General features: G+C 61.7%; 23 protein-coding genes. 11 read left to right on the forward strand and 12 right to left on the reverse strand.

What is annotated here, in order from left to right; translation table 11 throughout:
• The gene (locus KYT97_RS14810; RefSeq protein WP_219112709.1) at positions 1 to 729 is read left to right on the forward strand and encodes a glycerophosphodiester phosphodiesterase; all 729 of its coding nucleotides are present in this window, start codon (positions 1 to 3) and stop codon (positions 727 to 729) included.
• Between the two features lie 5 nt (positions 730 to 734).
• Here KYT97_RS14810 and KYT97_RS14815 read toward each other — a convergent pair whose 3' ends face one another.
• Positions 735 to 1,496, reverse strand: a complete 762-nt coding sequence (locus KYT97_RS14815; RefSeq protein WP_033236632.1) for an SDR family NAD(P)-dependent oxidoreductase — start codon at positions 1,494 to 1,496, stop codon at positions 735 to 737.
• 184 nt (positions 1,497 to 1,680) lie between these two features.
• On the opposite strand from KYT97_RS14815, the gene KYT97_RS14820 reads away from it, so the two are divergent.
• Entirely contained in the window at positions 1,681 to 2,478 is a 798-nt protein-coding gene (locus tag KYT97_RS14820) for an SDR family oxidoreductase (protein WP_033236686.1), read from the forward strand.
• Positions 2,479 to 2,592: 114 nt separating this feature from the next.
• Here KYT97_RS14820 and KYT97_RS14825 read toward each other — a convergent pair whose 3' ends face one another.
• The 6 genes from KYT97_RS14825 to KYT97_RS14850 are packed head-to-tail and all read right to left on the reverse strand — an operon-like array spanning position 2,593 to position 8,257.
• On the reverse strand, positions 2,593 to 3,414 hold the full coding sequence (locus KYT97_RS14825; RefSeq protein ID WP_033236631.1) for a MaoC/PaaZ C-terminal domain-containing protein: 822 nt from the start codon (positions 3,412 to 3,414) through the stop codon (positions 2,593 to 2,595).
• A 14-nt stretch (positions 3,415 to 3,428) separates the two neighbouring features.
• Entirely contained in the window at positions 3,429 to 4,607 is a 1,179-nt protein-coding gene (locus KYT97_RS14830) for a lipid-transfer protein (RefSeq protein ID WP_033236630.1), read from the reverse strand.
• The gene (locus KYT97_RS14835) at positions 4,607 to 5,035 is read right to left on the reverse strand and encodes a MaoC family dehydratase (RefSeq protein ID WP_219112711.1); all 429 of its coding nucleotides are present in this window, start codon (positions 5,033 to 5,035) and stop codon (positions 4,607 to 4,609) included. The genes KYT97_RS14830 and KYT97_RS14835 overlap by 1 nt, the downstream gene beginning before the upstream one ends.
• Positions 5,032 to 6,147: an acyl-CoA dehydrogenase family protein gene (locus tag KYT97_RS14840; RefSeq protein ID WP_033236628.1), complete on the reverse strand. Its 1,116-nt coding sequence runs from the start codon at positions 6,145 to 6,147 to the stop codon at positions 5,032 to 5,034. The genes KYT97_RS14835 and KYT97_RS14840 overlap by 4 nt, the downstream gene beginning before the upstream one ends.
• The gene (locus tag KYT97_RS14845; protein ID WP_033236627.1) at positions 6,147 to 7,094 is read right to left on the reverse strand and encodes a bifunctional MaoC family dehydratase N-terminal/OB-fold nucleic acid binding domain-containing protein; all 948 of its coding nucleotides are present in this window, start codon (positions 7,092 to 7,094) and stop codon (positions 6,147 to 6,149) included. Before KYT97_RS14845 ends, KYT97_RS14840 begins: the two co-directional genes overlap by 1 nt.
• Positions 7,091 to 8,257, reverse strand: a complete 1,167-nt coding sequence (locus tag KYT97_RS14850) for an acyl-CoA dehydrogenase family protein (RefSeq protein ID WP_033236626.1) — start codon at positions 8,255 to 8,257, stop codon at positions 7,091 to 7,093. Before KYT97_RS14850 ends, KYT97_RS14845 begins: the two co-directional genes overlap by 4 nt.
• A gap of 134 nt (positions 8,258 to 8,391) precedes the next feature.
• On the opposite strand from KYT97_RS14850, the gene KYT97_RS14855 reads away from it, so the two are divergent.
• Positions 8,392 to 8,844, forward strand: a complete 453-nt coding sequence (locus KYT97_RS14855) for a nuclear transport factor 2 family protein (RefSeq protein ID WP_219112713.1) — start codon at positions 8,392 to 8,394, stop codon at positions 8,842 to 8,844.
• Between the two features lie 9 nt (positions 8,845 to 8,853).
• Here the strand turns inward: KYT97_RS14855 and KYT97_RS14860 are convergent, their stop codons facing one another.
• Positions 8,854 to 10,074: a fatty acid desaturase family protein gene (locus KYT97_RS14860; protein WP_219112715.1), complete on the reverse strand. Its 1,221-nt coding sequence runs from the start codon at positions 10,072 to 10,074 to the stop codon at positions 8,854 to 8,856.
• A 111-nt stretch (positions 10,075 to 10,185) separates the two neighbouring features.
• Between KYT97_RS14860 and KYT97_RS14865 the strand changes: the two genes are divergently transcribed.
• The 3 genes from KYT97_RS14865 (at position 10,186) to KYT97_RS14875 (ending at position 13,485) form a co-directional block, all read left to right on the forward strand.
• On the forward strand, positions 10,186 to 11,397 hold the full coding sequence (locus KYT97_RS14865; RefSeq protein WP_245006134.1) for an enhanced intracellular survival protein Eis: 1,212 nt from the start codon (positions 10,186 to 10,188) through the stop codon (positions 11,395 to 11,397).
• Positions 11,398 to 11,463: 66 nt separating this feature from the next.
• Complete coding sequence (locus KYT97_RS14870) at positions 11,464 to 12,003, forward strand: GtrA family protein (protein ID WP_138870431.1); 540 nt, start codon at positions 11,464 to 11,466, stop codon at positions 12,001 to 12,003.
• 279 nt (positions 12,004 to 12,282) lie between these two features.
• Complete coding sequence (locus KYT97_RS14875) at positions 12,283 to 13,485, forward strand: ricin-type beta-trefoil lectin domain protein (protein ID WP_245006135.1); 1,203 nt, start codon at positions 12,283 to 12,285, stop codon at positions 13,483 to 13,485.
• Positions 13,486 to 13,551: 66 nt separating this feature from the next.
• On the opposite strand, the gene KYT97_RS31105 is transcribed toward KYT97_RS14875, so the two are convergent.
• The 3 genes from KYT97_RS31105 to casI form a co-directional block, all read right to left on the reverse strand.
• Complete coding sequence (locus KYT97_RS31105; protein WP_255285241.1) at positions 13,552 to 13,677, reverse strand: hypothetical protein; 126 nt, start codon at positions 13,675 to 13,677, stop codon at positions 13,552 to 13,554.
• Positions 13,678 to 14,087: 410 nt separating this feature from the next.
• Entirely contained in the window at positions 14,088 to 14,918 is an 831-nt protein-coding gene (locus KYT97_RS14880) for an SDR family NAD(P)-dependent oxidoreductase (protein ID WP_033236622.1), read from the reverse strand.
• Positions 14,915 to 16,546, reverse strand: coding sequence for a steroid-22-oyl-CoA synthetase (casI, locus tag KYT97_RS14885; RefSeq protein WP_033236683.1), 1,632 nt, complete (start codon positions 16,544 to 16,546; stop codon positions 14,915 to 14,917). Before casI ends, KYT97_RS14880 begins: the two co-directional genes overlap by 4 nt.
• 272 nt (positions 16,547 to 16,818) lie before the next feature.
• On the opposite strand from casI, the gene casG reads away from it, so the two are divergent.
• Genes casG through KYT97_RS14910 form a run of 5 tightly spaced genes read left to right on the forward strand, consistent with a single transcriptional unit; the run spans position 16,819 to position 20,795 of the window.
• Positions 16,819 to 18,480: a steroid-24-oyl-CoA synthetase gene (gene casG / locus KYT97_RS14890; protein ID WP_116104847.1), complete on the forward strand. Its 1,662-nt coding sequence runs from the start codon at positions 16,819 to 16,821 to the stop codon at positions 18,478 to 18,480.
• Positions 18,477 to 18,947: a nuclear transport factor 2 family protein gene (locus KYT97_RS14895; protein ID WP_219112721.1), complete on the forward strand. Its 471-nt coding sequence runs from the start codon at positions 18,477 to 18,479 to the stop codon at positions 18,945 to 18,947. Before casG ends, KYT97_RS14895 begins: the two co-directional genes overlap by 4 nt.
• Before the next feature lie 36 nt (positions 18,948 to 18,983).
• Positions 18,984 to 19,340, forward strand: a complete 357-nt coding sequence (locus tag KYT97_RS14900) for an EthD domain-containing protein (RefSeq protein WP_219112723.1) — start codon at positions 18,984 to 18,986, stop codon at positions 19,338 to 19,340.
• 44 nt (positions 19,341 to 19,384) lie between these two features.
• The gene (locus KYT97_RS14905; RefSeq protein WP_033236618.1) at positions 19,385 to 20,281 is read left to right on the forward strand and encodes a TIGR03619 family F420-dependent LLM class oxidoreductase; all 897 of its coding nucleotides are present in this window, start codon (positions 19,385 to 19,387) and stop codon (positions 20,279 to 20,281) included.
• Between the two features lies 1 nt (position 20,282).
• The gene (locus KYT97_RS14910; protein ID WP_033236617.1) at positions 20,283 to 20,795 is read left to right on the forward strand and encodes a nuclear transport factor 2 family protein; all 513 of its coding nucleotides are present in this window, start codon (positions 20,283 to 20,285) and stop codon (positions 20,793 to 20,795) included.
• A gap of 45 nt (positions 20,796 to 20,840) precedes the next feature.
• Here KYT97_RS14910 and KYT97_RS14915 read toward each other — a convergent pair whose 3' ends face one another.
• Positions 20,841 to 22,034: an NAD(P)-dependent malic enzyme gene (locus KYT97_RS14915; protein ID WP_045069512.1), complete on the reverse strand. Its 1,194-nt coding sequence runs from the start codon at positions 22,032 to 22,034 to the stop codon at positions 20,841 to 20,843.
• Between the last annotated feature and the right edge of the window lie 33 nt (positions 22,035 to 22,067).

Genomic DNA, 22,067 nt, shown 5'->3' on the forward strand with positions numbered 1-22,067 from the left:
ATGCGATCCGAATCATTCACCTTGGTAGGCCACCGCGGCGCCATGGCTCACGCACCCGAGAACAGCATTGCGTCATTTCGCCTCGCCGAGGAGATGGGCGTCGACGAGATCGAACTCGACGTGCGCTTGACCGCCGACGGCGTTGCGATCGTGCTCCACGACGCGACGCTCGATCGCACCGCCGCCGACGATTCCGGGCGTGGGCTCGGTCCCGTCGCGGAACTCTCGTTCGACCAGATCAAAGACATCGAATTGGACTCCGGACGCGGCGTCCTGACCTTCGACGAAGCGCTCGACAACACCACGGTGACCTTGCAGGTGGAGATCAAGGCCATCGAGGTGGTGCCGGAACTCGGACGGATCGTGGCGGCGCGGCCGGAAGACGCTCAGCGCATTCAGTTCACGAGCTTCTCGGCCGAGGCTCTGCTCGCAGTTGCCGAGGCAGCACCGTTCATCCCGCGAGGATTGATCGTGTCGGCGTATCCAAGCGCCGACGCTCACCCGGCCGGTATCGAATCCGTTCTTGCGGCCACCGGTTCCGGCGCGTTCTACTGCGGCTGGGACGGCCTGACGGCCGACCTGGTCCGCGACCTCCATGAAGCCGGACTGCAGGTTCACGCGTGGCCCCTGCGCACTCCGGCAGATGCAGCACGAGCCCTCGAACTCGGAGTGGACGGCACGACCACGGATTTCCCGGCGGACGCCAGGGAGTGGCTCGACCGCACCTGACGGAATTACCCCCAGCGCGACTGTCCACCGTCGAGGGGGATGGTTGCGCCGGTCAGGTAACCGGCATCTTCGCCGACCAGGAAGACGACGGCACGTCCGATGTCGGTTTCGGGATCACCCACGCGACCCAGCGGGATTCCCGCGACAAAGGCTGCCGCTTCTTCCGGGTTCTTGTCCATCCACCACTGCAGGGCCGGGGTCTGCGCGTGTGGCGCAACGTTGAGGACACGGATATTGTCCTTGCCCCACTCGCAGGCCGCAGCGCGGGTTAGTGCGCGCATGCCCTCCTTGATGGAGCCGTAGGCACCGTAGTTGCTGGCATCCCAGCGCACGGCCGCGGAGGTGACCATGTTGATGATGACGCCGCCGCCGCGGCTGTTCATGTGGGGATACGACGCCTGCATCATGCGCAGGGTGGCGAGCGGTCCCGTCGCGAAGGAGCGTTCGAAGTCTTCGTCGAGCACGCTGAGCAGGGGGCCGGGCTTGCAGTCGTTGGCGTTGTTGATCAGGATGTCGATTCCGCCGAACAGTTCGACGGTACGGTCCACGGCGGCGGTGATGTCGTCCTTCTTGCTGACGTCACACACGACTACCTCGCCGCGGGCACCGATGTCGGCGAGCAGCCCGCACGTGGTGTGGAGCTTGGACTCGGTGCGACCGGCTACCGCGATCTCGGCGCCTTCTTTCGCCAATGCCAAGGCAATGCCTTGCCCGATTCCCTGACCTGCACCGGTGATGAGTGCAACTTTGCCGTCAAGCGTGCCCATGTGATTGCTCCAATGTCCTGTTGCCTGCGGGGACTGGTCGATTCTGGTGACTGCCGGTGTTGGTCGTCTACACTCAACGAACTAAGCAACCAAGCATTTGCTTGACCCTATGACGACCGGCACTGTCGCGTCAATCACACTGGGCGGCAAATCGGCTCGGCCCCAACATCAGGAAGGCTCCACCGTGACACTCCCCAACCCCGTCGATTTCAGCGGACGCTCGGTGATCGTCACCGGCGGCACCAAGGGCATCGGCTTTGTCATCGCCGAAACCTTCCTGGCTGCCGGGGCAAACGTACTGGTCTGTGGCCGAAACGAGCCCGAAAAGCTCCCGTCGGCTGACGGACGCACTGCAGCATTCAAAGCCACGGACGTCCGCGATCCTGCAGACGCCGCAGCGCTCGTCCAGGATGCCGTCGATCGCTTCGGCCGACTGGACGTTCTGATCAACAATGCCGGCGGCTCCCCCGACGCCGACGCAGCCACCGTCTCCCCGCGCTTCGTGGAGAAGATCGTGGCGCTGAATCTGCTGGCCCCCTTCAACGTTGCTCAGGCTGCAAACGCCGTCATGCAGACACAGGACAACGGCGGCGCCATCATCAACATCGGCAGTGTCTCGGGCATCGACCCGCAGCCCGGCACCGCGGCATACAGCGCCGCCAAGGCCGGACTGTTGGTCCTGACAAAGGCTTTGGCGCTCGAATGGGCCCCCAAGGTCCGCATCAACCACATCACGACCGGCTTGATCCGCACGGAAGCAGCCGCAGAGGTCTACGGCGCAGACGGCGGCGCGGCCGTCACCGAGATCATCCCGATGGAGCGCATGGCCGTACCGTCGGACATCGCGAATTCCTGCCTGTTCCTGGCAAGTTCGCTCTCGTCGTACGTGACGGGGACAGATATCGCCGTCCACGGCGGCGGCGAATACCCGGCCCGTTACCTTGCTACCCACCCCGAGCTGTTTTCGCGAACCAGCTCGTAAGACCGAGCAACCAAGGAAGCCCTCGAGCAATTGCTCGAGGGCTTCCTCGTTTTGTGTGAACAACTGCGGGGCGCGACGGGGGGGTCAAGCGCCCCGCAGTTGAGTCTGCGGGTGCTAGCGAGCGGAGAAGCTCACTCGCGCACCGGAAATCGCTACCTGACCGTCCTTGTGCACCTGGAAGGCCAGGTCGTCAGGAGTACCCCACGCAACGATGGACGGCGCCTCACCCGGATGAATAGCCGCCGCAAATCGACCCTCGAGGCTCACGAGGTCTGCCGGATGCACTCCGGCGACCCGGGCAAGCTCGAGCGTGCTGGCAGCCAACGTGCACAGGCCGTGCATGATCGGGCGCGGCTGATTGATCCGTGCCGCGGCCTCTGGATCGATGTGGATGTGGTGCATGTCGCCCAGCAGGCGATACATCGCCGTCTGATTCTCCGCCGTGGTCAGCACACCGGTGAGTGAAGGCTCGCCCGTCGGCTCTGCCGGACGGGACGGCCCACGTTCTCCGCCGAATCCACCGGCGCCGGGAGCGAACAGCGACCAGGTCGCGACGAAGTACTCGCACTCCACCTTCACTTCGAAGACGGCTGCAGCACCCTTGTCCCACACCTCGCCGACCGAAGCCTTCAGCGTCACCTCACCGCTACGCGGCAGCGGAGCAAGCACTTTCAACTCTTGCGAGCCGTGCAGTGCCGTCGAGGTGTCGAAAGCGCCCGCCGAGCCCAGAGCGTCGGGAGCCCACTGCGCCAGTGTCAGAGCAAATGTCGGCAGCACCCGAAGCTGATCCTCGAAAACGAGGTCCAACTCGGTTGCCTTGGCGCCCACGGCAAGCGCGTACAGGATCGCGTCGCGCTCGGTGTACGACACGGTGCGGGTACCGAGATCGGCTCCGCGCCAATCGCCGGCAGTCTTCGCAGTTTCCGAAGTAGTCACGTTCAATTCCTCTCTCACACCACGCCGAGAATGAGACCACTGGTAGGTACTGCTGTTCCGGCAGTGACCAATACGTTCTCGACACCATCGGGCTGATTGGTCGACGTGCCACGAATGAGCCGCACACCTTCGGCAACACCGTTGACACCGTGCAGGTACGCCTCGCCGACCTGACCACCGTGAGTGTTCGCCGGCAGGCGTCCACCGAGTTCCAGGTTGCCTTCGCGGATGAAGTCCTTGGCCTCGCCGGGCTTGCAGAATCCCAGTTCTTCGAGCTGTGGGAGGACCAGCGGAGTGAAGTGGTCGTACAGGATCGCCGCGTTGATGTCGTCCGGTGTCAGGCCGCTCTGGCTGTACAGCTGACGGCCGACCAGACCCATCTCCGGGATACCCGTGATGTCGGGTCGGTAGTAACTGGTCATCATGTGCTGATCCTTGCCACTGCCCTGAGCAGCGGCCTTGATGAAGGCCGGCTTGTTGGCCAGATCCTTGGCGCGCTCAGCGGAGACGACGACGAGCGCCTGGCCACCGTCTGTTTCCTGGCAGCAGTCGAGCAAGTGCAGCGGTTCGGCGATCCAGCGGGAATTCTGGTGATCCTCGAGTGTGATCGGACGCTCGTAGAACCAGGCAGCCGGGTTGTTGGCAGCGTGCTTGCGGGCCACCACTGCAACTCGTCCGAAGTCCTCACTCGTCGCACCGTACTGGTGCATGTACCGCCGTGCGAACATAGCGACCCACTGAGCGGGAGTCGACAGGCCCTGCGGGGTCATCCACGCATAAGCCGCGCGGTCCGCTGTGGTTGCCATCGGGCGATCATGCTGACCCAGGCCGTAACGCTCACCGGAGCGCTCGTTGAAAGCGCGGTAGCAGACCACGACATCGGCGACACCCGTCGCAACGGCCATGGCTGCCTGCTGCACGGGGCCGCATGCGGCGCCACCGCCGTAACCGATGCGGGAGAAGAACTTCAGCTCGCCGAGACCACAGTTGCGAGCCACAATGGCTTCGCCGTTGGTTTCTGCGGTGAAGGTCGAAAGTCCGTCAACCTCGGACGGGGCGATACCCGCGTCAGCGAGTGCCGCGACGATGGCCTCACAGGCCAACTGCAGTTCGGTGCGACCGGAGTTCTTGGAGAACTCGGTGGATCCGATGCCGACGATGGCAGCGGCTCCCGAGAGCGGGCTGATCGCCATCAGGGCTTCCCCTCTTCTTTGAAAGCAACTGTGACGGTGCCGGATGCATGGTTGCCGAGGCTGTTTGCGCCCTGCACCTTGACCACGACAACACCGTCTTCCTTGGACACGACCTCACCGGTCATCGTCATGGTGTCACCCGGGTAGTTGGGCGCGCCGAGACGAATGGCGATGCGACGCAGGGTCGATGCCGATCCAGCCCAATCCGTGACGTACCGGCCGACGAGACCGTTGCTCGTGAGGATGTTCATGAAGACATCCTTCGAGCCACGCTCCTGGGCCAGGCTCGGATCGTGGTGCACGTCCTGAAAATCGCGAGTGGCGATTGCCGTGGCGACGATCAACGTGCGGGTCAGCGGGATCGCCAACTCGGGCAATGCCTCTCCGACAACGACGTTTGCGTAGCTACGACCGGCAAGAACGGTCATGCGAGCACCTCCACACCGGATGCGAGCTGCGCACCCAGACGCGCGAGATCGGAGCTGGAACCGCCGAGGGTGGCAGCAATCTGCTTGCCCCACAAGAGGTGACGGTGAACCGGGTAGTCGGTGTCGACGCCCATACCACCGTGGACATGCGTGGTGCGATGCACGACGCGCTGTCCGCCGTCGGTGGCCCACCACTTGGCGACGAGTACCGAGGTGCCGAGATCCAATCCCACGGAGATGCGCCATGCAGCCTGCCACAGTGTCACTCGCATCGCTTCGAGATCGATGTAGCAATCAGCGAGCTGGTGGTTGACCGCCTGGAAGGTCGCGAGCGGACGGCCGAACTGCATGCGGCCGTTCAGGTACGTGACGGCCTGTGCAACAGCACCGGAGCCGACGCCCCATTGAATTGCGGCCAATGCCAGCTCAACTCGGTCGATCAGCCACGGAACCGTGGTGCCGTCAGCCGCGCCGATCAGCTGCGCGGGGGCAGCGGCAAACGTGAGGTTGGCACAGATCTCGTGGTTGGTGGACTGCGTCTGCTCCACCGTGACACCGTCTGCATTCAGATCCACCAGCAACAGAGCCGTTCCCGTGGACGTGGTTGCCGAGACGAGCGCGAGGTTCGCGATGTTCGTGATCGGCACAACGGCCTTCTCACCGGTCAGCGTCCAGTTACCGTCGGCATCCTCGGCAGCCGTCGTCAGCGGGTCGCCGCCCGTGTACGGTCCGAATTCCTCGAGCCCGATCGTCAGGAATCGACTGCCGTCGGCAACACTCGGAAGGAGCTCTGCGCGAAGGGAATCGGAACCGAACTCGTTGATCGCCAACGCGGCGAGCGCCGTTTCCCAGATCGGTACGGCCGCAACGTGGCGGCCCTGTTCCTCGAGCAGGGTGTACAGCTCGGACAAGCCGAGTCCGCCGCCGCCGAACTCTTCGGGCAGGGCGATACCTAGCAAGCCGGTGGTCGCGAGTTCGCGCCACAGTTCACGGTCGACGCGCTCGGCGGAGAGTTCGATCTCCTTGGTGCGCTCGATCGTGGCCTTGCTGGTGAAGACCTCGTCGGCCAGTGAGCGAATCGCGTCCTGCTCTTCGCTGAAATTGAAGTCCATCAGTGCTCCTCGCGTGCGGCCGGCCGGAACGCGGGAAGCGTCAAATCCGGGTCGGCGTCGATCCAGTCAAGTTCCACGGGCATGTCGACCACGACATCTTCGGGCGCGATACCCACCATGTTGGCGATCAATCGGGTTCCCTCTTCGAGTTCGATTACCGCAACGATGAGCGGGTAGTCGAACGCGTCGATCTTGGGGTGATGATTGACCACGAAGCTGTACACCGTGCCACGCCCCGACGCGTCGATCGTGTCCCACTCGAGTGACTGGCACTCGCCGCACATCGGGCCGGTGGGATGACGCAACGTCTTGCAGGACGTGCAGCGCTGGATCACCAGACGGTGTTCCTTGGCCGCTTCGAACCAGAAAGCGTTGTCCGCGTTGAGAGCCGGACGCGGACGCAGTGCGCGCGGAGCCTCCGGAGCCTTGGCTTCCTGCGGTTTGAACCGCAGCGTCCGCCACCGCTGCGTGCCGACAACTTCGTCGTCGCCGTTGCGGTAGGTCTTGAGCGTCGTCACGAAGTGTCCGACGCCGAGTCCGGTCTTCTTTTCCGGGGAAATCGACTCGATGACCTCGGTGTAGTTCACACGATCGCCTGGGCGCAGTTCGCCGAAGAACTCCTGATCGGAATCGGTGGCGACGACGGAGCTGTAGCCGGCCGCGTCGAGGGTGGCGATCAGATCGGTCCACACCTGCGACGGGTCGTTGCCCGCCATCTTGTCGGTGAACGTCCGCATGATCCAGACCTGGAGCATCTGAGCCGGAGCGACGACGCCGTCACGGCCGGTGGCGCGGGCAGCTTCGTCATCGAGGTAGACGGGGTTGGTATCGCCCATGGTCTCGGCCCAATGCCGGATCATGGGGATGTTGACCTCGTCGGGTCCCCAGGTGGTGGGAACAAGCGTCTGGCCGACAAAAGCGTCGAGTTGCGCCGAAATGTCGCTCACTTGACCCTCTTTTCGCGAACGAGTCCCAAGCCGATGGTGCCGACCATGTCACGCAGAACCTCGTTGACGCCGCCGCCGAAGGTGTTCACGACACCCTGACGCGAGATCTGCTCGATCTGACCGGCAAGCAAAGCGCCCGGAGACTCGGGGCGGATGCGTCCGGCGGAGCCGAGAATTCCGAGCAGAGTGCGGTAGACGTCGACGTGAGTCTCGGTCCCGTATGTCTTGGTAGCGCCGGCGTCGGCTCCGGAGAGCGTGTCCTGTGCGACGGCTGCCGTCATCTTCCAGTTCAGCAGTCGCATGGCCTCGAGCTTGGCGTGTGTACGAGCGAAGTCCTGCTGCACCCACGGGATGTCGATGGCGCCGTTTTCCTTGGCCCAGTCCAGAACCAGGTTCCACAGACCGTAAGTGCGACCACCGATGGCCGCCAGGCCGATTCGCTCGTGGTTGAGCTGAGCGGTAATGAGCTGCCAGCCGCCGTTGACCTCGCCGACAACGTCCTTCGACGGGACGCGAATGCCGGAGTAGTACGTCGACGTCACCATCAAGCCGCCGACGGTGTTGATCGGTGACCACTCGAAGCCTGCGTCCTCCGTGGGGACGATCAGGATCGAGATGCCCTTGTGCTTGGGGGCGTCCGCGTCGGTGCGGCAGGCCAGCCACACGTAGTCGGCAGTGTTGGCGCCACTGGTGAAGATCTTGTTGCCGTCGACGATCCACTCGTCACCGTCGAGGACTGCACGGGTCTTGAGCGAAGCCAAGTCCGTTCCGGCCTCCGGCTCGGTGTAGCCGATGGCAAAAACGATGTCGCCGGCAAGAATGCCCGGCAGGAATCGTTCCTTCTGCTCTTCGGTGCCGTACTTCATCAATGTCGGCCCGACGGTATTGACCGTCACGAAGGGGAACGGCAATCCCGCGCGCTGAACCTCGTCGAAGAACACGAACTGCTCTTCGATGGAGCGTCCCTGGCCACCGAATTCCTTGGGCCAGCCGATACCGAGCCAGCCGTCCTTGCCCAGCAACTTCACGATTTCACGGAAGTATTCGCCGCCAACACCCTGTTCACCGGCAGCGCGGCGCTTCTCCTCCGGCAGCAGCGTCGCGAAGTACGCGCGCAGCTCCTTGCGGAGCTCCTGCTGCTCGGGCGATTCCCTCAGATCCATCGCGGTTCTCCTATGGCATTCATGGCTAGCAACTTTGATCTGGACGCTAACTAGATGCATCTTTGGGCGCTGAATGTGTCTCGTTGAGCGGGAAGGCGAAACATGAGCGCCGTCACATAAGGTGAAATGCTGCCATGGAACCCTCGGATCGGATCGCCCTCACCGACTTGGCTGCCAGGTACGCGCAGGCAGTCGACCGACGAAATCCCACCGCTCTCGCAGCCCTGTTCACCGAAAATGCCACCTTTGTCCTGCCGCCGGCATTGAACGGCACCGACGGACCGACCGAAATTCAGGGCCGGTCGACTCTGTCCGATTCGATAGTCGGCGCCGTCGCACACCTGCGCTCGACGCGGCACATCGTCGAGCAGCAAGTCCTGGATTCGGACAGCGCCACCACGGCCCACGGCGAGGCGTACTGCTCGGCGCACCACATCTATCCCCGCGGCGAGGGATACCGAAACAACCGGATCGAGATCCGGTACCAGGACAGTTTCGAGAAGGTCGACGGCACCTGGCTGTTTTCTCGTCGCGAATTGGTTGTGGACTTCGCCGAGGACGTGCCGGTCATTCTGCTCGGCAGTTAAAGGCGAGCGTCAATTCGCCATCATGGCGATGGCCGTTCGCAGCCCACGACGCTTACCCGTGTGCGGATCGACTCCGAATACTTCCTTGATGCCGCCCCGAACGCGAAACTTCAACTCGGAGTGCGTTTCCGGCGCGTCATCCTGGGAGGCGGAGAGAAACCTGTTGGGAAGCGACAACTTCCAGATGGTGCGCAATGTCAGTCCGTACTGCTTCCACAGTGGACCTGTTGTGTACGGGAGATCGTACTTGTCACATAATTCACGAAGTGGCACAGCGATTTCCGAGTATCGGTTGCTCGGCAAGTCGGGGAAGCAATGATGCTCGATCTGGTAGCAGAGGTTGCCGCTCATAAATGCCATGATCGGTCCGGCGTGAAAGTTGGCCGAGCCGAGCATCTGTCGTAGGTACCATTGCGCGCGCGATTCGTTCTCGAATTCCTCGAGAGTGAACTTCTCGGCTCCGTCGGGAAAATGCCCGCAGAAGATGACTGCGTAACTCCAGTAATTGCGAATGAGATTCGCGACGATATTTGCCGTCAGCGTGGACTTCCACGCTGGGCCGGTCAGAGCTGGGAACAGAATGTAGTCCTTGGTCACCTGCCGTGCGATCTTCTTGCCGATTTCCTTTGCCATCTCGGATTTGTCGGACCACTTCACCTGCCCCTTGCGAAGTTTGTCTGTCTCCAGATGGTGAAGTGCGACGCCCCATTCGAACAGTGTTGCCAACGCGAAATTAGTGATCGGCTGGAATAGGTAGTCCGCGTGCCACTTCTGATCTCGCGTGACGCGCATGATGCCGTAGCCCACGTCATTGTCGAGACCGACGATATTGGTGAACTTGTGATGGGTGAAGTTGTGCGAGTGCTTCCAACCCGACGATGGGCAGGTGTTGTCCCACTCCCAGTTGCTCGAATGAATCTCGGGATCGTTCATCCAGTCCCACTGACCGTGAATGATGTTGTGGCCGAGTTCCATGTTCTCGATGATCTTGCCGACCCCCAGAAGCGCTGTTCCCAGAATCCATGCGGGCTTCTTCTTGCTGGCAAACAGGACGACACGACCGGCCACCATGAGAGAGCGTTGAAACGCGATAGTTCGCTGAATGTATCGAGCGTCACGCGCACCGCGCTTGTCCTCGATGTCGAGCCGAATAGCGTCCAATTCACGCCCGAGCGCCTCGACGTCTTCCTCGGTGAGGTGCGCATATTCCTTGATATCGGTGATCGCCACTGTATTCACTCCTGTCGCGGGGCCGGTTCGTCGGACGGTACCCCCAAGAATCGCCGGTGAAACGTCGGCTCGCGCGCTACGTGCGTCACCGCGCAATCTGTGCCAGCATCAATGAGCGTGAGCACCGACAACCAGATCACCATCCGAACTGCCACTGAAGCCGACTGGCCGGCGATCCAGTTGCTCGACTCGACTGGGTTCGGGTTTCATCCGTCGAGCGCCGACAAAACACTCACTCGGACGCTCTATCGCCCCGAGGACATCGTCGTCGCGACAGAAGGTGATCAAGTTGTCGGACTGGCCATCGAGTTCGACATGGAAATCACGGTTCCGGGCGGGAACCAGCTACCCACTCGCGGAATCACATGGGTGTCCGTCGCCCCGACGCACCGTCGCCGCGGAATCCTGCGCTCGATGTTCGTCCGGTTGCACCACCACATCGCGTCGACGGGTGCTCCCCTGGTAGCTCTGACGGCCAGCGACGCGCGTATCTACAACCGGTTCGGCTACGGCCCCGCAACCGTCAGCGAGAGCATCACGATCGATCGACGTTTTGCCGATTTCCGCCCGCAGGCCCCAACCGGAAGCGGCGTGCGGATCACCGACGCGCAGACCGCAGCCACGCTACTGCCCGCAATCTACGACCGCTGGCGCCTCGTCACTCCAGGCGCGCAAAGGCGTCCGCAGGCGCATTGGGATTTCACATTTGCCGACCCGTCCGACCATCGTGCCGGCGCCTCGGGACTGTTCTTTCTGACACATCCCGACGGCTACGTTTCCTACCGCCACCGAAGTGACGGCTCCGACAGCGTCGTCGACATCGCCGAGTTCGTTGCCATCAACGACGACGCCTACGCCGCGCTGTGGCGGACAATGTGCGGGCTCGATCTCGTGACCCGCATCGAAGCCGAGCAGCATCCTGAAGATCCGCTGCGACTGATGCTGACGGACTACCGTTCGGTGCGGACAACCCGCCGATCCGACCGTCTGTGGCTGCGAATCATGAACGTCCCAGCAGCACTCGAAGCTCGTGAATATGCCGCTGACCTCGACACTGTCATCAAAATCGAGGATCCGTTCCTCGACTCCGGTGGTACGTTCGCGCTCAGCATTCGGGGTGGAAAGGCCACCTGCCGACCCACGGACGCCGACGCACAGATCACGATGGCGTCCGATATCTTGTCCAGCATCTACCTGGGTTCGCATCAGGCTCGAATCTTCGCGGCAGCAGGGCGCGTCCAGGCCTCCACCCCTCAGGAGATACGCGACTTCGACTTCGCTTTCGGCACCACACGCCCCGCAGTCATGGGGTATGGTTTCTAACTTTCCGAACGCTCCGGCGCTTGCGATTTTTATGCCTAACGGCACCGACACGGTTAGCCTCGACCAATGGCGTTTGTAGGAAAACTGGTCAATTGGCTTCCTGAGAAGATTCTCGTACGGGTTTTGCCGCACGCGGAGATGCTCAAGTTTCTGGTGGTCGGCGGCATCGCCTTCATCGTCACCACGGTGTTGTTCTTCGGCATCAAGTGGACCGTACTGCCGCAACATCCGGTTACCGCCAACATCATCGCGGTCCTGGTCGCGACGGTCCTGTCGTACGTACTGAACCGGGAATGGTCGTTCGCTGAACGGGGTGGACGACAACGTCATCACGAGGCGGCACTGTTCTTCATCGTCGCCGGAATCGGCCTGGCCATCAACCAGGTGCCACTCTGGATCTCGAGTTACGTATTCGACCTCCGCCAGCCAAACGTCTCCGTATTGATGGAGAACTTCGCCGACTTCATCAGTGGCTCCATCATCGGCACGCTGCTCGCAACGGCCTTCCGTTGGTGGGCGATGCGCAAATTCGTCTTCCCTGAAGAGTCCACGAACGGCGAAATGATCCTCGACGCGGAAGCCACAGACGCTCCTTCACTCGACTGACGCCGGCAGCAACCGAAGAGCATCACGCACCGGCGAATTTCTTCAATATCTGCACTATTTCAACCTTCCCGAAAGGTGCAAATAACCCCGATCCTTTTGTGTAGCATTTCGCCAACAAAGCCTGTGGAATTGTTTCCACCGGGCTAGGTTCTCGCCGCACAAAAGAATGGAATCACAATGAGAGTGACTGTGTTTTCGTATATTTCGGGGGAATCGTCAACAAAGAATCGACATTCGAAACAGACCGTTTGTTTTCTCATCGCGTCCATCGTCATGGCGATGGGCGCACTGGTAGTTTCTCCGGCCGTGTCCGAGGCTGCCGTGATCGGCGCGGTCAAGACACCCAGTGGGCGATGCCTGGAAAACAAGTGGGGCGTGACATCGGACGGCAACCCGGTTCAGATCTACGACTGCAACGGCTCGGCCGCACAGATCTGGAGCGTTGAAAGCGATGGCACCGTCCGGGTACAGACGAAATGCCTGGGTCCCCAGGGTGGTTCTCTGGCGGCAGGGACTGCCCTGGTCATATCGAATTGCACAGGCGCAGCATTCCAAAAATGGACCTCCGGTCCCGGAGGTACCGTTCGAAGCCAGGTCAACGGACTCTGCGTCGAGAATCGCGGTGGTGTCAATGCAAACGGAAATCCAGCCGTCGTACAGGTATGCGATGGCACACAGGCGCAGAGTTGGTCGTACACCGGAGCCATCGTGACGCTTCCGTCTCCGTCAGGGGTTGCGGTACCGGTCGGCAATCTCAACGGATGGCGTCAGATCTTCTACGACGACTTCACAAAAGACGCTGCGCTGGGGACGTGGGCAAATACGTGTGATCCCAACAAGATCGTCTACACCGGCGCACAAGGGCAAAAGTGGCGAACATACCCGTCTTGTTATCTCGATACATATCAACAGCGGCCGTATCGCGCCGACCAAGTTCTCAGCGTCAAGAATGGCGTCCTCAATTTCAATCTGCACAATGTCAACGGGCAACCGGCGGGGGCAAGCCCGTCACCCGTCATCAACGGCCAGAATCAAAATCAAACCTACGGCCGCTATTCTGCGAGATTCAAGGTCGACAACCCGAATCTCAACGAATATTACGTTGCCTGGTTGTTGTGGCCGCAGTCCGAAGTATGGCCGCGCGATGGTGAATTCGACTTCCCCGAAGGTGGACTGTCCGGCACTGCAGGCGGTTTCCACCACTACTCCGGTGCGGGTTCTTGCGTAGGCGGGTGTCAGGACCTCGCAACGGACATCGGAGCGCGGTTCACCGACTGGCACACGTACACGATCGAGTGGTCGCCCGGGCGGATCAAATATCTACTCGACAACCAGGTAGTCCTGGAAAGCACGTCCTGGGTTCCGTCCACCCCGATGCGCTGGCAGTTGCAGACCGAGACAAAAGGCACGGGGACCAGCAACGGGAACCTGATGCTCGATTGGGTCTCGGTCTATGCCTACGACACGAGCGCACGGCCGTAACCTCAAAACCCGAGAAGGTCCGCATGCCAGAGGCGCGCGGACCTTCTCGGTCGATTCGATGCGGAACTAGCTCAACCCACCGAAAACCACGACGAGACTGTTCACGGTGTTCGTCAGAGATTCGAACACGCCCTTGAGGACGAGGTCTGCGCTACCGACCGGGATCATGAGAATTGTCGAAAGGGAACCCATTGTGTGCCTCCATGATTGGACCAGGCCGAAGAAACCGGCCTTTTCGAGAAAATAGATCGCGCTCGGATAGAGCGCACGTTGAAGTGCGGTGGCGACTACTGGTAGTCACCGCAGTCCGGGCGCGCTATCAGCTACCGAACGCTCCACCGAGCACACCGAGGAGGTACTTGAACGCAGCCAAAGCCTGGCTCTGGGCAAGAAGATCGGCGATCGATCCCATGTGAAACTCCTTATGTGAAGGGTTGCTGTACTTGCGCTTTCGCTGGCCAAAGACAGCAAACATCGCTCGTGCCCGAGCTGTTCACCCGGGCACCATCGGATGCTAACACCGTGATCGAGAGCTGTGGGGTGCTACGAATTAGCCGTCAACTGCTCGAGTATTCGGCCTTCTCGTCGATGAACCCCAAGCTTCATTTCTTCTCGTGAAGCGTCGCCATCAGTTTCGGACCGTCCACCACTCGGCCGAGGAATCGGTCGGCATCGGGATCAGTTGCCAGCCATACTGCGGCCGCTGCCGGGACCGACGCCGGTGTGGCGGCGAATCCTGCGTCCACGATCGCGTCCGCACCACCGCGAGCCTTACCCGATTCCGTGATCACAAACCCCGGACTCAGATTGAATGCCTTGATACCGGCGCCGCGGTACTCCGAATTGATCGCACCCGCGATACGCCCGAAGCCGGCCTTCGACGCTGCATACGACAGGCCCCAGCCGCCTTCACCGGGAGGCGCCGGTGGGTCCATGGTGGCCGAACCGGATGCGAGACCGATGACAACACCGTTGCCGCTCTTGATCATCGACGGAAGAATCACCTGGACCAAGGCGAGCTGATGCAGATAGTTTCCGACAACCATTGCCTGGGCATCGTCGATCTCGATGTCGAGAATCCGGTCCATGTTGCCGACGGTCTGTGCATAGGCGTTGTTGACCAGCACATCCACCCGGCCCCACTCGCGCAGCACCTGCTCCCCGGCCGCAACAACCGATGCCCGATCGAGGAGGTCCATCGGAACCGCCATGGCCCGCACGCCGCAGGCCTCGATTTCGGAAACTGTCGTCTCGAGACTTCCGGTAACGGGGATAACCTGCTCGCCGTCGCGCGTTCGCGGTGCGGCTCTGCCTTCACCTTCACGGACGGTGCGGGCAGTGATCGCGACATCGAACCCGGCGCGAGCAAATGCCAGTGCACATTCGCGGCCGATACCGCGAGAAGCGCCGGTTACCAGCGCAACTCGGTTCACAGGAACCTCGAACGACCGTGAGTCTCGAACTCCTTCTCGAGGCTCTCGATATCAGCTTCTGTCATCAGCGTGTACTCGGGAGCGCCGCGGCCCACCCAGTGGTACACCGGCTCGTCGGTCCGCCAGCGATCGACCTGAAGGTCACGCTTGAGTACCTTGTTGGAACCGGTGACGGGCAGGTTGGTCGATACGCGAATGAAGCGCGGCGCCGACTTTGTTCCCAAATCTGCCTGTGCGGCAAGGTAAGCCGCAAATTCGACGGGGTCGAAATCCGCCAGATCCGCAACCTCGATGCCCGCCATGACCTGATCACCCGAGCGCGGGTCAGGTACCGCAAACACACCGGTTGCGATCACCTTGGGGTGGCGACGCAGAATGTGCTCGATCATCAGAGCCGACGTGTTCTCACCATCCACGCGGATCCAGTCACCCTTACGGCCGGCGAAGTAGATGAATCCCGCTTCGTCGACGTAACCGAGATCGCCTGTCCAGTACCAACCGTCACGGATCTTCTCCGCCATGGCGTCTTCGTTCTTGTAGTAACCCTCGAACTTCTGCGAACCTGCCTTGTCGACCATTTCGCCGATGGACTCGTCCGAGTTGAGCACGTGTCCGTGCTCGTCCAGGATCGCGCGCGGACGCTCTTCCTTGGTGTCGGGATTGACGATGACGATGTTCTCGTTAGCCGGACGTCCCAACGCTCCCGCGGGCTGGTTCGGATCGAGGACCACCGAACCGGCGCCTTCGCTCGAGCCGTAGCCCTCGAAAAGCTGTGCGCCGAAGCGACGAATGAACTCGGCCTTGTCACCCGGCGACGCTTCGGTACCAAAACCGTGTGTAAGGGTGTTCTCGATGTCGTCGGACTGCTCCGGCGTCGCCATCAGGTAGCCGAGTGCCTTGCCGACATACGTGAAATATGTTGCGCCGTAGAACCGGACGTCGGGCATGAAGCCCGAAGCCGTGAACTTGCGAACGAGGCAGACCGTAGCGCCCTGTGACAGCGCGGGAGCCCACAGTGCCATCAGCGCGTTGCCGTGGAAGAGCGGCATGCAGCAGTAGCAGACGTCATCGCGATCGATGTCGTACTTGGCACAGTTCGCGTATGCCAGACGCGTCAGACGACCCTGGCTGCATCGGACAGCCTTCGACATACCGGTAGTGCCGGAGGTGAAGAGGAGAAGGAAAAGCGTCGACGCATCGACGCCCAGGTCGATCTGCGGCGTCTCGACGCGATGCGCAGCAACGGTTTCGGCATACGACGCGTCGTCGACGAGGATGAAGCGGTCGTCGGTCAGACCGAGATCGAGACCAGCGAGCTTCTCGTGGCCTGCCTTGTCGGTGACGATCATCTGGCAATCGACATACCGGACCTCGGCTTCGAGTTCGGCACCGCGACGAGTCGGGTTGATTCCGACGATCGTGGCGCCCGTCAGTGCGGCGCCGCCGAGCCAGAACAGGAACTCGGGCTCGTTCTCGAGGAGAACACCGATGTGGAAGGGGCCCGGCGCGCGAAGCGACTTGGCGTACGAACCGCGGGCGGCACTTTCATGGACAACCTCGTCCCACGTCCAGTCCTGAGTACGCGTCCGCAGTCCCAGATGCTGATCACCGACACGATCGATCAACATCTGTGCGACGTCCGCGCGCTGCGGAGTGGCAACGGAACTGCTCGGAGGTGCTTCGGTGGCGGTGTTCGTCATCGTGATCCTGTGTCCTACTCGAGAGGGAGGGAATTCGTGTGCGCTCACGCTCATTCCTTCGGCTGCGATTCTTTCGGAACGCTAACTGCGCGTTATGTCAGTAACCCGCTCAGTCTCGCTCAGTGGTAACCGCCCCACAGATAGGATTGTCCCGTGACATTTTGTGACGTGAAAAGCGCCACAATACGAAAGGCCATTCCATGACTGCCCCCGCAGATCCGCAGTTGCTCCTGGACCAGGCGGTCTCGCGCCTCACCGGTCCCGGTGGGCCGTTCGAGATCGTCGAAGAAGAGGTTCTCGGCACCGTCATGCCCGTGATGAAGAATCGCGGACATGCCATCGGTGAGCTCATCTCCGCGTCCCGGGCCTGGGGCGACGGCGACTATCTCGTCACGAGCGACCGTCGGATTTCCTTCACGGAGCATGCCGACGCTGTAGCCGCGCTGGCGACTGCGCTTCGCGACAAGTACGGCGTCCGCAAGGGCGATCGAGTGGGAATTCTTGCCGCCAACAACCCTGAATGGGTCATGACCTTCTTCGCGACGCAGGCACTCGGCGCCATCGCGGTCGGTCTCAACGGCTGGTGGGTTCCGCGCGAGGTGACACACGGCATCGAGCTGTCGAGCCCGAAGGTGCTGGTAGTCGACGCCAAGCGCGGCGCTGCGCTTCCCGAACTGCCGGCAAGCATCACCGTTCTGACCATGGAAGAGGATCTGCCCGCACTCATCGCCGAATACGCCGGCGCAGATGTACCCGCCACGGACATCGACGAGGACGATCCGGCTGTCATCCTGTTCACCAGTGGCACCAGCGGCCGCCCCAAGGGCGCCCTGCACTCACACCGCAACGTGATGGCTGTTGTCGACTACCACAAGTACAGCGACGCCATCGGCGCTGCGTTCACGGGCCGCGAGTACGACGGCTCCAAGCCCAGCCCGCTCCGCTACCTCCTGACCTCTCCCCTGTTCCACATCGCGAGCCTCCATAACCTTGTCATCCCGCGTCTGGCTACCGGCAGCGCTGTCGTGATGATCGACGGCGGCTTCGACGTGGACAAGGTGCTCGGTTTGGTCGAACGCGAACGCATCACCAACTGGGGCGCGGTTCCCACCATGGCGTCGCGGTTGCTCGAACACGGCAACATCGGCAAGTACGACGTGTCCTCGCTGACGGCATTCTCCCTGGCATCGGCGCCGTCGTCGCCCGCGTTCAAGGAACGCCTCAAGGAGCAGGTACCGTTCGCCCGCAACGCCCTGGTCGACAGCTACGGCCTCACCGAGTGCAGCACGGCTATCGCCGTTGCCGTCGGAGCTGAGCTCGAAGAGTTCCCCGGGACTCTCGGACGTCCCATTATCACCGTGTCCATGGAAATTCGTGACCCCTTCGGTGAATGGCTGCCCGACGGCATCGAGGGTGAGGTCTGCGTGCGCAGCCCGTTCGTGATGCTCGGTTACTGGGAGAACGAAGAAGCCACCGCTTCGGCAATTTCTCCCGGACGCTGGCTCCGCACCGGCGATTTCGGCGTGATCGAGAACGGTCGCCTCCGTCTGACGGGACGCCGGTCGGATCTCATTCTGCGTGGCGGCGAGAACGTCTACCCCACAGAGATCGAACAGACCCTCGACGAGCATCCCGACGTCATCGAATGCGCCGTCATCGGTTCGCCTCACCCGGACCTCGGCCAGGAAGTGTCAGCTGTCGTCGTTCTGCGCTCCGGTGCAGTCACCACCGAGGAAGACCTCCGCGAATTCGCGGCTGAGCGTCTGTCGTACTTCAAGGTGCCCTCGAAGTGGCGTATAACCGGCGATCTGTTGCCCCGCAACGCAACCGGAAAGATGGTTCGCCGCGAGATCACGGTATGACCGAAGAGCTGTCACGGATCGTCGCCGAGTCGGCGATCCGTGACCTGCTCTGCGAGTACACGCACCTGATCGATCAGGGTAGGTTGCGTGATGTCGCATCATTGTTTGCGCACTCCGATTACGGCCAGTGCGGCGCGGACGGTGTTGCAACAACTCTGATTTCGTCCGATGCCGACGCTGTGTTCGCCGCGTGCAGCAGCTTCATCCGGATGTACGGCACTCCCGCGGTCCCGCGAACCAAACACCTGCTGACCAATACCCGCATCTCGGTTGACGGAAACGAGGCGTCGGCGCTGTCCTACATCACGGTCATCCAGGGCACCGAAGATTTTGCCCTGCAACCCATTTTGTCCGGACGCTACTTCGATCGATTCACGTGTGTTGACGGATCGTGGCGTTTCGCATCACGACTATTCTGCATGGACAGCATGGGCGATATGTCTGCCCATGCCAACCGGTCACTCTGAGTACATCTCGCAGCACCTTCAACGGGGAGACGAACGATGTTCAAGGCAATCGCACTACTCACTCGTAAGCCGGGACTCACGAAAGAAGAGTTCATCGACTACTACGAGAACAACCATGCCCCGCTGATTGCCACAACCTTCCCGTCGATCATCGAGTACCGGCGGAATTACCCCGATCTCGCTCAGGTTCTGCGCTCAAAGGGCACGCCTGACCCACATTTCGATGTCATCACCGAAATGTGGTTCCACGACAAGGCCGGGTACGAAGACATGCTGGCCACTCATGCCCGCCCGGAGGTCGGCGATCGAATTCGGGCCGACGAATCCAACTTTCTCGATCAAAGCAAGATCATTCAGTTTGTTACCGACGAGCGCGAATTGCCGCAGAGCTGAGACCCGCCCGTCGTTCCCGCAGATTTTCGGAAAGGACTGTTTGCATGGAAATCGGTGTCAACGTATTGGGCCTCGAGGCACTGTTCGAGGGAAAGATCAGACCGGTTCTCGATTTCGCCGCTGCCGCCGATCGGGCCGGCGTCGACTTGATCTGCACCGGCGATCACCTCGGGTTCAATGCTGACGCTCATGCGCAGCGCGTCAGCGAACACAACTTCCTGTTCCCGCTCGATCATCCTTGGTACGAGCCGATTTCGCTGCTCTCCTCGATTGCTGCAGTCACCGAACGCGCTCGCCTCGGAGTGTCGGTTCTCATTGCAACGGTTCGACCACCGGCACTGCTCGCCAAACAAGTCGCCACCCTCGACGCACTGTCGGACGGACGCGTGACCATGGGCTTCGGAGTCGGGTGGCAAGAGGCCGAATACACCGCCACGAACATGCCTTTCGATGCCAGATTCGGGCGCATGGAGGAAACCGTCGCAGCGTGCCGTGAACTCTGGACACAGGCTCCCGCCAACTTCAAGGGGCGCGACTTCTCCTTCGAGAACTACCACAGCATTCCGCTCTCGACCCAAGACCGCGTTCCTGTCCTCTTCGGGTTCGGGCCCAGCCAGCGGAACTTCGACCGCGTCGCACGTGTCGCCGACGGCTGGACCGTCAACCCTGCCGATTTGGATACATTCACGGACAGCGTTGCGCTGCTACGCAACACATTCGAAGCTCACGATCGCGATCCCGATACCGCGCGCGTGCAGGTGTCTGCATCGCCGGTTCGTCGTGACAACGGAACCGTCGACCTCGAAGCCACTGCTGAGAAGGCTCACGACTGGTCCCACCGCGGCGCATCCGTCGTCGTCTTCCGTCCGGTCGTATTCGACTGTGCCAGCGAAGAACTACCGGAACTGCTCGACTGGATGATCAGCGTCAAGGAGTCCTGAAATGGAACAGCAATTGCAGGATCTGCTGGACAAGCAGGCTATTCGTGAAGTCGTTTTGACGTATGCCCGAGGCATCGACCGGCTCGATTTCGATCTCGTTCGCAGCGCCTATCACCCCGACGCCATCGATCATCACACCGGATTCGACGGCAACATCGACGAATACATTGCCTGGGTGAAGCCCAAACTCTCCGTCATCGGCGGCACCATGCATCACATCGGCAACCACCTCGTCGAGCTGCACGGCGACCACGCGATCAGCGAGGCATACTCGATGTCAACGCATTGGGGCGGTCCCGAAGGCGTCGGAATGATCAACTTCACCAGCGGCGCACGCTTCATCGACCACATGGAGCGTCGAAATGGGCGTTGGGCAATCAAGGAACGATGGGCCGTACGCGAATGGACCCGCTCCGACGAAGGCCGATTCGTGAATCCCGAGAGCGCCGGCCCCCGAGGACGACGCGATGATTCAGATCCGTTGGCCGCCTTACGAAAAACTCTCCCCATCTAGTCTGCGTGAACCCCGCGAGTCTTTGAACCGGCAGGTTCAATCCTCTTAGCTGGTCACGCCCTCAGCGTGCGCTGCGGCCGCGACGGCTTCCGCAACTGCGGTCGCCACGCGAGGGTCGAGTGGGCTCGGAACAATCTTGTCCACAGCCAACTCGTCGCCGACCACCGACAGGATCGCCTCGGCGGCAGCGAGCTTCATACCTTCGGTGATGCGACGGGCACCGGCGTCGAGCGCGCCCTTGAACACACCGGGGAAGGCAAGCACATTGTTGATCTGGTTCGGGAAGTCACTGCGGCCCGTAGCCACGATCGCCGCGTACTTCGACGCGGTCTCGGGGTGAATCTCCGGATCCGGGTTCGAGAGCGCAAACACGATCGACTCGGGAGCCATCGACGCGATGAGCTCCTCGGGGATCTTGCCCGCCGAGACACCGAGGAAGACGTCCGCTCCGGCCAAAGCCTCGACGGCACCGCCGTGGACACTGCGCGGGTTGGTGCGCGACGCCAGCTCTACCTTGATCTCGTTGAGGTCGCTGCGCTCGCTGGAGATGATGCCCTTCGAGTCGAGCACGACGACATCGCTGATACCGGCGGCGAGCAGAATGTTCGCACACGCGACACCCGCTGCACCCGCACCGGAGATGACAACCTTGAGCGTGGTGATGTCGCGGCTCTGCACCTTCACGGCGCCCTTGAGCGCAGCAAGAACCACAATCGCGGTGCCGTGCTGATCATCGTGCATGACGGGGCAGTCAAGTGCCTCGATGACCCGCTTTTCGATCTCGAAGCAGCGCGGCGCCGAGATGTCCTCGAGGTTGACCGCGCCGAAGCTCGGACGCAGACGGATCAGAGTCTCGACAATCGCGTCGGGATCGGTGGTGTCGAGCACCAGCGGAATGGAGTTGAGTCCGGCAAAGCTCTTGAACAGAGCGGACTTGCCCTCCATGACGGGCAACGATGCGCGGGGTCCGATATCGCCCAGACCGAGAACCGCCGTGCCGTCACTGACGACGACAACCAGTCGGTTGGTCCACGTGTAGCGATCGGCAAGGGTCTCGTCAGCGGCGATGGCGCGGCTCACCTGAGCCACACCCGGCGTGTACGCGATCGACAGAGCGCGCTGCGTATCGAGCGGCGCGGTGGTCTCGACCGACAGTTTGCCACCGACGTGAGCGGCAAAGATTTCTTCGTCGGTCAACTCGACCTTGGGTACGTTGATGGCTTCAGTCACAAGGGACACAATGACACTCCTGAAAAGTTCGAGATACTGGCG

The organism is Rhodococcus globerulus (assembly GCF_019334125.1).
Lineage (GTDB): Bacteria > Actinomycetota > Actinomycetes > Mycobacteriales > Mycobacteriaceae > Rhodococcus_F > Rhodococcus_F globerula.

Bases quoted from the DNA above. Each gene is read 5' to 3' on its own strand.
- casI (WP_033236683.1), bottom strand. From the start codon at position 16,546: ATGTTGATCGATCGTGTCGGTGATCAGCATCTGGGACTGCGGACGCGT.
- KYT97_RS14865 (WP_245006134.1), top strand. From the start codon at position 10,186: ATGAGCGTGAGCACCGACAACCAGATCACCATCCGAACTGCCACTGAA.
- casG (WP_116104847.1), top strand. From the start codon at position 16,819: ATGACTGCCCCCGCAGATCCGCAGTTGCTCCTGGACCAGGCGGTCTCG.
- KYT97_RS14850 (WP_033236626.1), bottom strand. From the start codon at position 8,257: ATGGATCTGAGGGAATCGCCCGAGCAGCAGGAGCTCCGCAAGGAGCTG.
- KYT97_RS31105 (WP_255285241.1), bottom strand. From the start codon at position 13,677: ATGGGTTCCCTTTCGACAATTCTCATGATCCCGGTCGGTAGCGCAGAC.
- KYT97_RS14855 (WP_219112713.1), top strand. From the start codon at position 8,392: ATGGAACCCTCGGATCGGATCGCCCTCACCGACTTGGCTGCCAGGTAC.
- KYT97_RS14905 (WP_033236618.1), top strand. From the start codon at position 19,385: ATGGAAATCGGTGTCAACGTATTGGGCCTCGAGGCACTGTTCGAGGGA.
- KYT97_RS14900 (WP_219112723.1), top strand. From the start codon at position 18,984: ATGTTCAAGGCAATCGCACTACTCACTCGTAAGCCGGGACTCACGAAA.
- KYT97_RS14870 (WP_138870431.1), top strand. From the start codon at position 11,464: ATGGCGTTTGTAGGAAAACTGGTCAATTGGCTTCCTGAGAAGATTCTC.
- KYT97_RS14810 (WP_219112709.1), top strand. From the start codon at position 1: ATGCGATCCGAATCATTCACCTTGGTAGGCCACCGCGGCGCCATGGCT.
- KYT97_RS14835 (WP_219112711.1), bottom strand. From the start codon at position 5,035: ATGACCGTTCTTGCCGGTCGTAGCTACGCAAACGTCGTTGTCGGAGAG.
- KYT97_RS14895 (WP_219112721.1), top strand. From the start codon at position 18,477: ATGACCGAAGAGCTGTCACGGATCGTCGCCGAGTCGGCGATCCGTGAC.
- KYT97_RS14910 (WP_033236617.1), top strand. From the start codon at position 20,283: ATGGAACAGCAATTGCAGGATCTGCTGGACAAGCAGGCTATTCGTGAA.
- KYT97_RS14875 (WP_245006135.1), top strand. From the start codon at position 12,283: ATGGGCGCACTGGTAGTTTCTCCGGCCGTGTCCGAGGCTGCCGTGATC.
- KYT97_RS14830 (WP_033236630.1), bottom strand. From the start codon at position 4,607: ATGGCGATCAGCCCGCTCTCGGGAGCCGCTGCCATCGTCGGCATCGGA.
- KYT97_RS14815 (WP_033236632.1), bottom strand. From the start codon at position 1,496: ATGGGCACGCTTGACGGCAAAGTTGCACTCATCACCGGTGCAGGTCAG.
- KYT97_RS14840 (WP_033236628.1), bottom strand. From the start codon at position 6,147: ATGGACTTCAATTTCAGCGAAGAGCAGGACGCGATTCGCTCACTGGCC.